At 71.1% G+C, this 13,176-nt stretch carries 8 protein-coding genes; 1 reads left to right on the top strand and 7 read right to left on the bottom strand.

The window, feature by feature from the left end:
- Window positions 1–73 precede the first annotated feature (73 nt).
- The 4 genes from AC1HFW_RS09460 to AC1HFW_RS09445 all read right to left on the bottom strand — a co-directional run bounded on the left by AC1HFW_RS09460 (window position 74) and on the right by AC1HFW_RS09445 (window position 4,631).
- Window positions 74–424: a DUF3325 domain-containing protein gene (locus AC1HFW_RS09460; protein WP_479282941.1), complete on the bottom strand. Its 351-nt coding sequence runs from the start codon at window positions 422–424 to the stop codon at window positions 74–76.
- Window positions 421–2,031, bottom strand: coding sequence for a PepSY-associated TM helix domain-containing protein (locus AC1HFW_RS09455; RefSeq protein WP_479282940.1), 1,611 nt, complete (start codon window positions 2,029–2,031; stop codon window positions 421–423). The genes AC1HFW_RS09460 and AC1HFW_RS09455 overlap by 4 nt, the downstream gene beginning before the upstream one ends.
- A gap of 183 nt (window positions 2,032–2,214) precedes the next feature.
- The gene (locus AC1HFW_RS09450) at window positions 2,215–3,198 is read right to left on the bottom strand and encodes a Bug family tripartite tricarboxylate transporter substrate binding protein (RefSeq protein ID WP_479282938.1); all 984 of its coding nucleotides are present in this window, start codon (window positions 3,196–3,198) and stop codon (window positions 2,215–2,217) included.
- An 11-nt stretch (window positions 3,199–3,209) separates the two neighbouring features.
- The gene (locus tag AC1HFW_RS09445; RefSeq protein ID WP_479282936.1) at window positions 3,210–4,631 is read right to left on the bottom strand and encodes a M20 family metallopeptidase; all 1,422 of its coding nucleotides are present in this window, start codon (window positions 4,629–4,631) and stop codon (window positions 3,210–3,212) included.
- Between the two features lie 113 nt (window positions 4,632–4,744).
- On the opposite strand from AC1HFW_RS09445, the gene AC1HFW_RS09440 reads away from it, so the two are divergent.
- Window positions 4,745–5,671, top strand: coding sequence for a LysR family transcriptional regulator (locus AC1HFW_RS09440; RefSeq protein ID WP_116522834.1), 927 nt, complete (start codon window positions 4,745–4,747; stop codon window positions 5,669–5,671).
- 123 nt (window positions 5,672–5,794) lie between these two features.
- On the opposite strand, the gene AC1HFW_RS09435 is transcribed toward AC1HFW_RS09440, so the two are convergent.
- From AC1HFW_RS09435 to AC1HFW_RS09425, 3 genes are read right to left on the bottom strand one after another with little or no spacing between them, the layout of a single operon-like run.
- Window positions 5,795–8,863 carry an efflux RND transporter permease subunit gene (locus tag AC1HFW_RS09435; RefSeq protein WP_479282933.1) on the bottom strand — a complete coding sequence of 1,023 codons (3,069 nt, stop codon included), beginning with the start codon at window positions 8,861–8,863 and terminating at the stop codon, window positions 5,795–5,797.
- The gene (locus tag AC1HFW_RS09430; protein ID WP_479282931.1) at window positions 8,860–11,937 is read right to left on the bottom strand and encodes a multidrug efflux RND transporter permease subunit; all 3,078 of its coding nucleotides are present in this window, start codon (window positions 11,935–11,937) and stop codon (window positions 8,860–8,862) included. The genes AC1HFW_RS09435 and AC1HFW_RS09430 overlap by 4 nt, the downstream gene beginning before the upstream one ends.
- Before the next feature lies 1 nt (window position 11,938).
- Complete coding sequence (locus AC1HFW_RS09425) at window positions 11,939–13,078, bottom strand: efflux RND transporter periplasmic adaptor subunit (RefSeq protein ID WP_479282929.1); 1,140 nt, start codon at window positions 13,076–13,078, stop codon at window positions 11,939–11,941.
- Window positions 13,079–13,176 lie beyond the last annotated feature (98 nt).

The raw sequence follows: 13,176 nt of genomic DNA, 5'->3' as shown, positions 1-13,176 counted from the left end.
CCGAGGCGTTTGTCAGCCTGGCTTGATGCCGGTCAAACCGCGCCGGCCGGGCCGGCGCGGGCGCAATGCGGCCCTAGAAACCGAAGCCGACCCCAGCGATCGAGATCACCACCGCCAGCGCGGCGGTGCACATCGCCGGGCGCGGCGACCAAGACAGCATGCCGACCCACAGCAGGGCGCCGGCCGACAGCCAACCCAGCCAGGCCACCACGCCGACGGTGTTGCCCCACAGGCCGACGCAGGGCAGCAGCGCCAGCAGCAACAGCAGGATGCCGGCGGCGCGCAGCACGCGGGTATGGCTGGCGGAGGGATCGCGGCCCCACACCTGGTCGTAGTGGCGCGGCATCGCCAGGCTCAGGCAGGCCATGCCCGAATAGGTCAGCAGCAGCGCCATGGCGATGCCGAATGCGTCGTTGAGATTCATGCCGTGGCTTCCTGGGGCGGTCGGGCGTTGCGCGGCGGCGGCGCCGACAGCGGTTTCCGGTGCAATCGTAGCGCAGCCCAGCCGGCCGCCAGGCCCGTGGCCACGGCGGTGAGCTCGACGCCGGCGCTTTCCCAGTCGCCGCGCGCGATCTGCGCCAGCGGATGGTCGCCCAGCGTCAGCAGCGACAGCAGCGGCAGCAGCAGGCACAACGCCGACAGCAGGCCCAATTGCCAGATCCACGCGCGCCGCGGCGCGCACAGCCAGGCGTGGGCCAGCGTCAGCGCCCAGACGATGAAGAAGGCGCGCAGTTCCCAGCCGGCGCGCTGCGGCAGCGACACCGGCAGCAGGCGGTTGGCCCACAGGTAGGCGACGCAGGCGATCGCCAGGCCGGCCAGCGCGGCCACGTTCAGGCCTTCGATCAGGCGGTAGACGCGCGCGGTGGCGGCGCCGAATTCGTTGCCCATCTTGTTGCGGCGCTTGACCATGAACAGCACCGCGCCGGTGCCCATCATGGCGGTGCCCGCCAGGCCGCACAGGAAATACAGCCATTGCATCGCCAGCCCGCCGAACTTCACCATGTGCAAATCCGACATCACCTGGCGCGTCAGCGGCGCGGCGCCGCCGTGCACGCCGCCCGGCATGCGCATGCGCAGCAGCTCGCCGGTGGCGGCGGAGAACTCGGCCATGCCGGTGGTGCTGCTGATGTGGGCGCGCATGTCCGCGTCCTCGTTCCAGCCATAGACCGCGATGCGCATGGCGCCGTCTTCGGGGTTGTTGATGACGATGGCGCGGGCGCTCTGGCCGATCATCTGCTCGGCGCGCGCCACGATCGGTTCCAGCGGCGGCACCGCCAGCGGCGTGCCGGCGCGGGCCGGGCGGTCTTCGCCCATCAGTTCCGCCAGGTATTGGCGCGAGGCCTCGGCGCCCGAACCGTAGGCGGCGGTGACCGGCGCGGGCATCAGCGTCACGCTGGAAATCACGATGCCGGTGTAGGCGATCATGAACTGGAAGGGCAGGGTCAGCACCGCCGTGGCATTGTGCGCGTCGAGCCACGAACGCTGGCCCTTGCGGGCGCGGAAAGTGAAGAAATCCTTGAAGATGCGCTTGTGCGTCACCACGCCCGAGACCATCGCCACCAGCATCGCCATGGCCGCGAAGGCCACGATCCAGACCCCAAGCGGCTGGGCGTGCAGGTTGTAGTGGAAGTCGACGAAGTGGGCGCCGCCAAGCGTGGCGCGCGCCGCCGCGTGGTCCGCCTCGTCCAGTTCCTGGCCGGTCTCGGGGTCGAGCTCGGCGTCGGCGTATTCGCCGTTCTGGTCGAACCAATAGGCCACCAGGCCGTTGTCGTGATGGCGGTTGACCGGCCAGATCTCCCACATGCCGGCGCCCGGATGCTGGCGCGTCATGTATTGCACCGCCAGGTCGAGGCGGCGGGCGCGGTCCACCTGGACCGGCTCGCGCGCCGCGGCCGCGGCTTCGGCGGCGTGGTGCTCCGGCGTCATCCAATGGGTGATGGCCTCGGAAAACACGGCCAGCGTGCCGGTCAGGAAGACGGCGAACAGCAGCCAGGAAAACCACAGGCCGACCCACGTGTGGAGCCAGGCCATGGACAAGCGGAAACTGGGTTTCAGAACGAGCCTCTTTCTTTTTTCGATCCGGCTGCGCAGGAGCACAGGGATCTTTTATTGAGAATGGTTCTGATTTTAGTCGAAATGGGGTCGGAGTAGGACCATTCCGAAATGCATACGCCGGCGAACCCTGTTGAAGGGCCGCCGGCGCCGGCCAGCGCCTCAATCCAGCTTGATGTTCGCGCGCCGGCCCACTTCGCCGAAGGTCCGCAGTTCCTGCTCCATGCGCGCCGTGAAGGCCGGGCCATCCAGGTAGACCGGTTCGAGCGCCAGGTCGTTGACGGCGCGTTGCACCTGCGGATCGCGCATGATGTCCGCGACCGCGTGGTTCAGCGTCTGCAGCACCGGCGCCGGCGTGCGGGCCGGCGCCACCAACCCGTACCAGCCCACCATCGAGACGCCGGGCAGGCCGCTTTCGATGAAGGTTGGCACGTCCGGCAGCTGTGGCACGCGGTGTTCGCCGGTGACGGCCAGCGCGCGCACCTTGCCCGCCTTGACCTGCGGCGCGGCCGAGGACACGGTGTCGATGCCGAGCGCGACTTCGCCGCCGATCAGCGCGGTGATGAATTGCGCGCTGCCCTTGTACGGCACCGGCGTCATCCGGGCGCCAGCGGCCTCGGCGAACATTTCGCCCACCAGGTGCGGCGCCGATCCCGGGCCGAAGGTGCCGTACATCAGGCCGCCGCTGGCGGTCTGGCGCCGCGCCAGCTCGGCGGCCTGCTGCGCGGTCTCGGCGGGCAGGCTGTTCTGCACCAGCAGCACCACCGGCGCCAGGGCCACGATGGCGATGTGCTCGAAGCTGCGGCGCGGATCGTAGGGCAGGTTGGGCTTGAGCGCCGGCAGCACGGTGTAGGTGGTGCTGCCCGACAGCATCAGCGTGTAGCCGTCGGGCTGGGCCTGCGCCACGGCATTGGCGCCGATGACGGTCGACGCGCCGGGCCGGTTTTCGACGATCACGGCCTGGCCCAGCTTGCCCGACAGCCGGTTGGCCAGCAGGCGGGCCACGGCGTCGGTGGCGCCGCCGGGCGTGAACGGCACCACCAGCTTGATGGGCTGTTCGGGATAGGCGGCATGCGCGGCGGGGGCGGCTTGCAAGGCCAGGGCCGGCAGGCAGGCCAGCGCGGCGGCGCGGAGTCGGGAGATCATTGAGGATCCGGTCAGAGGGTGGGGGAAGCGGTTTCGGCGGCGGCCTGGCGCAGCGCGAGGCCCTGGTCGCCCAGGTCCCAGAACAGGCCGGCCATGATCGCCAGGCCCTCGCGCGCCACGCTGCCGAGCAGGTGCTCGTTGGGCGCGTGCTGGGCGCAGGCGGGATACGAATGCGGCACCCACAGGGTGGGCAGGCCGAGCAGGTCGGCGAAGATGTCGTTGGGCAGCGAGCCGCCCAGGTTGGGCAGCAGCGCCGGACGCAGGCCGGTGCTGCGTTCGATCGAGGCGGCGGCCCAGCGCACCCACGGGTTGTCGGGCGACAGGCGGGTGGCGCCGGCCTGCATGCCGACGCGGATCCGCACGTCGGCGAAGCCGGCCGCGTCCAGGTGGGCGCGCACGTGCCGTTCCAGCTCCCGCCAGTCGGTGCCGACCACGAAGCGCAACTGGCACCAGGCCGTGGCGACCGGCGGAATGGCGTTGACCGGCTTGGCCGGATCGCCGGCGCCGAAGGTCAGCACGTCCAGGCTGTTCCAGCCGAATACCTGCTCGGACGGCGACAGGCCGGGCTCGCCCCAGTCGTGGTCGATGGCGGGGTCGTCGGGGCCGCCGCCGACCTCCAGGTCCGCCAGCGCGGCGGCCACCGCGGCGGGGATGGGCGGCGGACGCAGGCCCGGCACCAGGATGCGGCCGCGCGCATCCACCAGGGTGGCGATGGCGTGTGAGAGGATGATGGCGGGATTGGCCAGCAGGCCGCCCCAGTTGCCGGAATGGTAGCCGCGCTCGCGGGCGCGCAGGCTCAGTTCGAAATTCACCGCGCCGCGCGAGCCCATGAACAGGGTGGGGCGGGCGGCGGCCAGGCGCGGGCCGTCGCTGGCGATGAAGACATCGGCGGCCAGCGTCTCGCGCTGTGCTTCGCAGAACGCGGCCAGGCCGGGCGAGCCGGCTTCCTCGCCGGTCTCGATCAGCCAGGTGGCGTTAAAGCCCAGCTTGCCGCCGCGCGCGTGCAGGGTCTGGCGCAGCGCCGCCAGGTTGATGGTGTGCTGGCCCTTGTTGTCGGCGGTGCCGCGGCCATACCAGCGGTTGCCTTCGACCCGCAGGCGCCACGGATCGCGGCCCGCGTCCCACTTGGCGGCGTTGCCGCGCACCACGTCGCCGTGGCCGTACAGCAGCACGCCCGGCAGCGACGGCGATTCGATGCGTTGCGCGACCAGGATCGGCAGGTCGACGCCCGCCGGATTGGGATGCACCCGACAGGTGAAGCCGAGCCGTTCCAGCTGCGGCACCAGCTCGTCATTCAGATAGGCGTGCTGGCAGGACGCCTGGCCAGGCTCCTCGCTCTCGGTCTGAAAGGCGACGCGGCGGGCCAGTTCGGCCTGCAGGCTGCCGTCGTCATAGGCTTGGGTGGCGTGGAGGATGGCTTGTTCGCGGATCACTGCGGTCTCGAGTAGCGGCACAGCCACAAAGTTATTACGCTTATGCGCATGCCACAATTAGATAATTCGCATTTGATCGTTGCTATTTAGGCAATGGTTTGGGGACGCTTGCCATGATTTCGCTGGGCCTGAGATATTTCCTGGAAGTGGCGCGCTGCGGCTCGATCGCCGCCGCGGCCACCGCCCAGCACGTGGCGGCCTCGGCCGTGAGCCGCCAGATCGCCAAGCTGGAAGACGAACTGGGCATCGCGCTGTTCGAGCGCCAGGCGCGCGGCATGGCGCTGAGCGAGGCCGGCCGCCAGCTGGCCGCCTACGCCAACGCCGCGGCGCTGGAGGCCGAGCGCGTCACCACCGGCATCCGCCAGCGCAGCGCGCTGGGCGACGTGACCATCCGGCTGGCCTGCACCGAAGGGTTTGCCCACCGTTTCCTGCCGCAGTGCATGGCCGACTTCAAGCGCACCCGCCCCGAGGCGCGCTTCCACCTGCTGGTGGAGCGGCCCGAGGAGGTCAACCGGCTGGTCCTGGAAGGGTTGTCGCAATTGGCCGTGCGCTACACGGTGGCGCCGGACGAGCGGCTCAAGACCGAGCTGCAATGCCGCGCGCCGGTCTACGCCATCATGTGCCGGCGGCATCCGCTGGCCGCGCGCCGCAGCGTCGGCGTGCGCGACCTGGCGCAGGTGCCGCTGTCGCTGGGCGATCCGGGCACCACGGTGCGCGACCTGTTCGACGCGGCCTGCGCCAATGCCGGCGTGCACATCGAGCCGGCCTATGTGTCGAACCATTCGGCGGCCTTCCTGCCGATGCTGCCGGGCAGCCAGATCGTGGCCTTGACGGGCTTCCTGACCCTGATGGGGCAGCCGGACAGCGCGCGCCTGGTGGCGGTGCCGTTCAGCAATCCAGAAATGCGCCAGCGCAGCATCCAGGTGGTGACGCTGCGGGGCTGCACCTTGCCGCCGCTGGCGCGTGAATTCCTGGCGCTATTGGCCGAGCGCCTGAGCGCGGCGCCGCGCGCCCCGGAAGCGGAACGCGAGACCGGCTGAGTGAAGCCGGACCCGGCCGGCCAAGCGATGCGCGGTACGTGGCGGGCGTGGCGGATGCGGGCAAGGCGCCGTCGTCCGCGTGAACCCGCGCAGGCCCCGGCGTATTGAACGGCGCGTGGGGGGTCAGGCGCGGCGCGCGCGCCACCCCGCCACCTTCAAGCGCAGCCGCTCCAGCGCCAGGTACACGATCGGCGTGGTGTACAGCGTCAGGAACTGGCTGATCATCAGCCCGCCGACGATGGTCACGCCCAGCGGCCGGCGCAGTTCCGAGCCTTCGCCCATGCCCAGCACCAGCGGCAGCGCGCCCAGCAGGCCGGCCAGGTTCGTCATGACGATGGGGCGCAGGCGCAGCATGGCGGCGCGGTGGATCGCCTGTTCCGGCGTCAGGCCCTCGCGCCGTTCCAGCCCGAGCGCGAAGTCGATCATCAGGATGGCGTTCTTCATCACCACCCCCACCAGCAGGAACAGGCCCAGCAGCGCGATCAGGCTGAATTCGATATTGGCCAGCCGCAGCGCCAGCAGCGCGCCGACGCCGGCCGAGGGCAGGGTCGACAGGATGGTCAGCGGATGCAGCGGGCTTTCGTACAGGATGCCCAGCACCAGGTAGATCGCCACCAGCACGCCCAGGATCAGCCAGGGCTGGTCCTGCAGGCTCTGCTGGAAGCTGCGGGCGTCGCCGCCCAGGCGCGTCTGGATGTGGGCCGGCACCATCAGCCGCGCCATGGCGGCGTCGATGGCGGCCAGGCCCTGCTGCAGCGAGACGCCCTCGGCCAGCGAGAAGCCGACGCCGACGGCGGCGAACAGGCCGTCGTGGAAGACGCGGTCGTTGACCAGGCCGTGCTCGTAGGTGGCGAACGCCGACAGCGGCACGCGGCTGCCGTCGGCCGCCACCACCTGCACGCGCTCCAGCACTTCGGGGTCCTCGGTGTAGCGCGGGTCCAGCTCCAGCACCACGCGATACTGGTTCATGGGGTCGTACAGCGTCGCCACCTGGCGCTGGCTGAAGGAATTGCTGAGCACGCTGGCGATGGTGCGCATGTCCACGCCCAGGCGCTGGGCGGCGGCGCGGTCGATGTTGATGACGACCTGCTGGGTGGCGGCGTCGCCGACGGCATCGACGTCGCGCAGCTCGGGAATGTCGCGCATCGCGCGCGAGATCTTGCGCGACCATTGCCGCAGCGCGGGCACGTCGCTGGCCATGATGGCCAGCTCGTGGTCGCCGGAATTGCCGAAGCCGCCCGGCATGCGCAAGTCCTGGTCGACGTTCAGGAAGAACATGCCGCCTGGCACCGGCGGCGCGTTGGCGCGCAGCCAGTCGATCACCTGGGCCGAGGATTCGCGCCGCTCGGCAACCGGCTTCAGGCGGATCAGGAACAGCGAATTGCTGATGCCCAGGCTGCCGCCGTTGTAGCCGATCACGTCCTGCACCGCGGGATGCTTGAGCACCAGCTGGCGGTAGACGTCGATCTTGGGCTGCATCACCTGGAACGAGAAGCCGTCGTCGCCGCGCACGAACCCCATCAGCTGGCCGGTGTCCTGCTGCGGCAGGAAGCCCTTGGGCGCCTGCGCGTACAGGTAGGCGTTCAGCGCCACCACGGCGGCCAGCAGCAACAGGGTCAGGCGGGCGTGGCCCAGCACCCGCGCCAGCGACGCGCCGTACCACTGGTGGACGCGGGCGAACACGGCGCGCAGGCGCGAGGCGCGCGGCGGGGTCTCGGCCGGCGGCCGCAGCCAGCGCGCGCACAGGCTGGGAATGATGGCGACCGAGACCACCAGCGAAATCAGGATGGCGGCCACCAGCGTGATCGAGAATTCGCGGAACAGCCGTTCGACCAGCCCGCCCATGAACAGGATCGACACGAACACCACCGACAGCGCCAGCGTCATCGCCACCAGCGTGAAGCCGACCTCGCGCACGCCGCGCAGGGCCGCCTGGCGCGGGCCCAGGCCGCGTTCCAGGTGGCGCGAGATGTTCTCCAGCACCACGATGGCGTCGTCAACCACCAGCCCCGCGGCCACGATCAGCGCCATCAGCGACAGGTTGTTGAGCGAGAAGCCCCACAGGTACATGACGGCGAAGGTGGCCACCAGGCACACCGGGATCGCCACGCTGGGAATGGCGGCGGCGCGGGCGCTGCCCAGGAACAGCCACACCACCAGGATCACCAGGCCGACCGCCAGCCCGAGCGTGACGTGGGCCTCGCGCAGGGTGGCGTGGATGCCGGGGGAGCGGTCCAGCACCACCGTCAGGTCGACGTCGGCCGGCATCAGCGCGCGCAGCCCGGGCAGGGCCTGGTTGATGGCGGCGATGGTCTCGATGATGTTGGCGCCCGGCTGGCGGCTGATGGTCAGCACCACCGCCGGGTCGTGGTTGTGGAAGCCGCTGCTGTAGCGGTTCTCGACCGAGTCGCTGACGCGCGCGATCTGCGCCAGCCGGATGGTGGCGCCGTCCTGGTGGCGCACGATCAGGCCGTTGTAGTCGTCGGCCGTGCGCGGCTGGCCGGGGGTGCCGACCTCCCAGCGCTGGCCGGCCGAGTCCAGCTGGCCCTGCGGACCCATGGGGGCGGCGTCGGCGATGGACTGGCGCAGGTCGTCCAGCGCCACGCCATAGTGCGCCAGCGCGTTCGGGTTGACCTGCACCCGCACCGCCGGCAGCGAGCTGCCGCCCAGCGTCACTTCGCCGACGCCGACGATCTGCGAGAGCTTCTGCGCCAGCACCGTGGCGCCCAGGTCGTACAGGCGCCCGGCGGGCCGCGTCGGGGAACTGAGCGCCAGCGCCATGATGGGCGCCTGCGACGGGTTGACCTTGCGGTAGCTGGGGTTGCCTGGCATGCCGGACGGCAGTTCGGCGCGCGCGGCGTTGATGGCGGCCTGCACGTCGCGCGCGGCCGCGTTGATGTCGCGGTCCAGCGCGAATTGCAGCAGTACGCGGGTGGCGCCCTGGTTGCTGGACGAACTCATGGCGCTGACGCCGGCGATGCTGCCCAGCGCGCGCTCCAGCGGCGCGGCCACGGTGCTGGCCATGCTCTCGGGACTGGCGCCGGGCAGGTTGGCCCGCACCTCGATGGTGGGAAAGTCCACCTGCGGCAGGGGCGCCACTGGCAGCAGGCGCCAGGCCACCGCGCCCAGCAGCGTCAGGGCCAGCGCCAGGAAGATGCAGGCGATGGGCCGGTGCAGCAACGCGCGGATCATGGCGCCGGCCGGTCCGCGGGCGTGGGCGCGGCCTTGCGGCGGCCCGCGCCCAGCTGGTGGAAGAACAGGTAGACGGCGGGCGTGGTGAACAGCGTCAGCACCTGGCTGACCAGCAGGCCGCCCACCATCACCCAGCCCAGCGGCTGGCGCAGCTCGGCGCCCGAGCCGGTGGCCAGCATCAGCGGCAGGGCGCCGAACAGCGCCGCCAGCGTGGTCATCAGGATCGGCCGCAGCCGCAGCAGCGCCGCCTCGCGGATCGCCTCGCGCGGCGCCAGGCCGCGGCTGCGTTCGGCTTCCAGCGCGAAGTCGACCATCATGATGCCGTTCTTCTTGACCAGCCCGATCAGCAGGATGATGCCGATGACGGCGATCAGGTCCAGCGGCCGGCCGGTCAGCAGCAGCGCCAGCAGCGCGCCGACGGTGGCCGATGGCAGGGTCGACAGGATGGTGATCGGGTGGATCGCGCTTTCATAGAGCATGCCCAGCACCAGGTACATGGTGACCACGGCGGCCAGCATCAGCCACAGCGTGTTCGATAGCGAGGCCTGGAAGGCCGACGCCGCGCCTTGCAGGCGCAGCTCGACGCTGGCGGGCATGGCGATGTCCTGGCGCGCCGCCTCGATGGCGGCGATGGCCGCGCCCAGCGAACCGCCCGGCGGCAGGTTGAACGAGAAATTCACGGCCGGGAACTGCGACAGGTGGTTGACCGCCAGCGGCACGGCGCGCTCGCTGACCGTGGCCAGCGCCGACAGCGGAATCGGCTGGCCGTCCGCCGTCCGCAGGTGGATGCGTTCCAGCGCCTCGGGGCTGGCGGCCAGGCGCCGGTCCACCTCCAGCACCACGCGGTACTGGTTCGACTGCGTGAACAGGGTGGCGACCTGGCGCTGGCCGAAGGCGCTGTAGAGCGCCTGGGTGACGTCGTCCATGGTCAGGCCCAGGCGCGCGGCGGCGTCGCGCGACACCTCCAGGTAGGCCTGGCGGCCGCCGACCTGCAGGTCGGACGAGACGTCGGCCAGCTGCGGCGCGGCGTCCAGGCGCTGGGTCAGGGCGTGGCTCCAGCGCGCCAGCAGGGCGGCGTCGGGCGAGGTCAGGGTGAACTGGTACTGGCCGCGGCTGACGCGGTCCTCGATGTTCAGCTCCTGCACCGGTTGCAGGAACAGCGAGATGCCCTGCACCTGGCGGGCGCGGGCGTCCAGCCGCGCCATGATGTCGGCCAGCGGCGCGCCGCGCTCGCTCCAGGGCTTGAGGTTGACCAGCAGGCGGCCGGTGTTGAGGGTGGCATTCATGCCGTCGATGCCGATGAAGGACGACAGGCTGGCGACGTCGGGGTCTTGCAGCAGGCTTTGCGCCAGCGCCTGCTGGCGCCGCGACATGGCCTCGAACGAGGTGTTCTGCGCCGACTGGGTCACGCCCTGCAACGCGCCGCCGTCCTGCACCGGGAAGAAGCCCTTGGGCACCGCCAGGTACAGCAGGCCGGTCAGCGCCACGGTGGCCAGCATCGCCAGCAGCGTCAGGCGCTGGTGGCGCAGGGTGATGTCGAGCCAGCCGGCGTAGCGCGCCTGCAGGCGGTCCAGCAGGCCGGGCGGGCGCTCGGCGTGCGGCGGCAGCAGGCGCGCGCACATCATGGGGGTCAGCGTCAGCGACACCGCCAGCGAGATCAGGATGGCCACCGCCAGCGTGATGGCGAATTCGCGGAACAGCCGGCCGACCACGTCTTCCATGAACAGCAGCGGGATCAGCACGGCGATCAGCGACAGCGTCAGCGACACCAGGGTGAAGCCGATCTGCCCGGCGCCCTTGAGCGCGGCGGCCATCGGGCTGTGGCCCTGTTCGCGGTAGCGGGCGATGTTCTCCAGCATGACGATCGCGTCGTCGACCACGAAGCCGGCGCCGATGGTCAGGGCCATCAATGTCAGGTTGTTGGTCGAAAAGCCCGCCAGGTGCATCACGCCGAAGGTGCCGATCAAGGACAGCGGCACCGCCAGGCTGGGAATCAGCGTGGCCGGCAGGTTGCGCAGGAACAGGAAGGTCACCAGCACCACCAGCCCGACGGCGAAAGCCAGCTCCCACTGCACGCCGCGCACCGAGGCGCGGATGCTCTCGGTGCGGTCGGTCAGCACGCGCACCTGCACCGCGGCCGGCAGGCTGGCGGTCAGCTGCGGCAGCAGCGCCTTGACCTGGTCGGCCACCGCGATGACGTTGGCGCCCGGCTGGCGCTGGATGTTCACCAGCACCGCCGGCTGGCGGTCGACCCAGGCGGCCAGGTAGCGGTCCTCGGCGCCGTCCTCGACCGTGGCGACGTCGCCCAGCCGTACCGGCGCGCCGTTGCGCCAGGCCACGATCAGGTCGCGGTATTCCTGCGCGCTTTGCAGCTGGTCGTTGGCGTCCATGATGACCGAGCGCACCGGGCCGTCGAAGCTGCCCTTGGGCTGGTTGGAGTTGGCCTTGGCGATGGCCTCGCGCAGGTCGGTCAGTTGCAGCCCGCGCGCGGCCAGCGCCATGGGGTTGGCCTGCACCCGCACGGCGGGCCGCTGGCCGCCGGCCAGGCTGACCATGCCGACGCCCGACAGTTGCGCCAGGCGCTGCGTCATGCGCGTGTCGACCAGATCGTAGACCTGCGGCAGCGGCAGGGAATCCGAGGTCACGGCCAGCGTCAGGATCGGCACGTCGGCGGGGTTGACCTTGCGGTACACCGGCGGCGTCGGCAGGTCGGACGGCAGCAGCGAGCCGCTGGCGCTGATGGCGGCCTGCACCTCCTGTTCGGCCACGCCCAGCGAGACGTCGAGCGAGAACTGCAGCGTGATCACCGAGATGCCGCTGCCGCTGGAAGACGACATCTGCTTGAGCCCCGGGATCTGGCCGAAGCGGCGCTCCAGCGGCGCGGTCACGGCGCGCGCGGTGACGTCGGGGCTGGCGCCGGGGTAGGGCGTGGTGACCTGGATGATGGGGTAGTCGACCTGCGGCAGCGCCGCCACCGGCAGCATGCGCCAGGCCAGGATGCCCGACAGCAGCAGCGCCAGCATCAGGAACGAGGTGGCGACCGGGCGCAGGATGAAGGGGCGGGACAGGCTCATGTTATGGCTGGGTATCGACGATCTGCACGTCGCGGCCGTCGTGCAGGCGGTCCACGCCTTCGACCACCACGCGTTCGGCCACGGCCAGGCCCGAACGGACTTCGACGCGGCCGGCGTTGGCGCGGCCCAGCGCCAGCTCGCGGCGGACGGCGCGCTGGTCGTCGCCGATGACGAAGACGAACGCGCCTTCGGCGCCGTACTGCACCGCCGCCGTGGGAATCGACAGCACGTCTTCCTGCCTCGCGAGCGCCAGGCGGATGTTGACGAACTGGTTCGGGAACAGGGCTTCGTCGGCGTTCTCGAACAGGGCGCGCAGCTTGACGGTGCCGCTGGCCGCGTGGATCTGGTTGTCCAGCGCCTGCAGGGTGCCGAGCGCGATCAGGCGGCGCTCGTCGGCGTCCCAGGCCTGCACCTGCAGCGCGGCGTCGCCGGCCTGGGCCTGGGCTTGGCGCAGCAGGTCCAGATGGGTCTCCGAGATCGAGAACAGCGCCGAGATCGGGCGCGTCTGCACCAGGGTGGCGAGGCCGTTGGTGTCGGCGGCGCGCACGTGGTTGCCGGCGTCCACCCGGCGAAAGCCGACGCGGCCGTCGTGCGGCGCCAGGATGCGGGTCTGCGCCAGCAGGCGGCGGGCATCGGCGACGCCGGCCGCCAGGCGCTGGCGCTGCGCGGCGTAGCTGCGCGCCTGGGCCTCGGCGGTGTCCAGTTGCTGTCCCGCCACGGCTTCCTGCCGCGCCAGCTGCCGGTAGCGGCGCAGGTCGATCTCGGCATTGCCGAGCAGCGCTTCGACCCGCGCCAGTTCGCCTTCGGCCGCCGCCAGCGCCGCCTGGTAGGGGCGCGGATCGATCTCGGCCAGCAGCTGGCCGCGTTGCACCGCCTGGCCTTCCGTGTAGTGCAGGCGCTGCAACTGGCCATCGACCTGGCTGCGCAGCACCACCTGCGCCAGCGGCGTGATGGTGCCCAGCGCGTGCAGGTCACGCGGCAAGGGGCCGCTACGCGCGGCGGCGACGCTGACGGGGACCGGTTGCTGGGCGTAGTTGGGAATGGCGGCGGGCGCGGGGCCTTGCAGGGCGTAGCGCCATAGCGCCCAAGCGGCCACCAGGGCCACGGCCAGGAGGGCGGCCAGTGTCAGGCGTCGGCGCATGGGGGCGAGGCCCGCGAAAGGGGGCAGGGACATCTCGGTACTGCCGGGGGAGAAAAGTTGGGGACAGGACGGATTCTATCTGAATAATAATTATTAGC

The organism is Achromobacter sp. ISS7, assembly GCF_056523125.1.
Note: the sequence above shows the minus strand (reverse complement) of the source record. Positions and strands in the feature narration are given on the sequence as shown.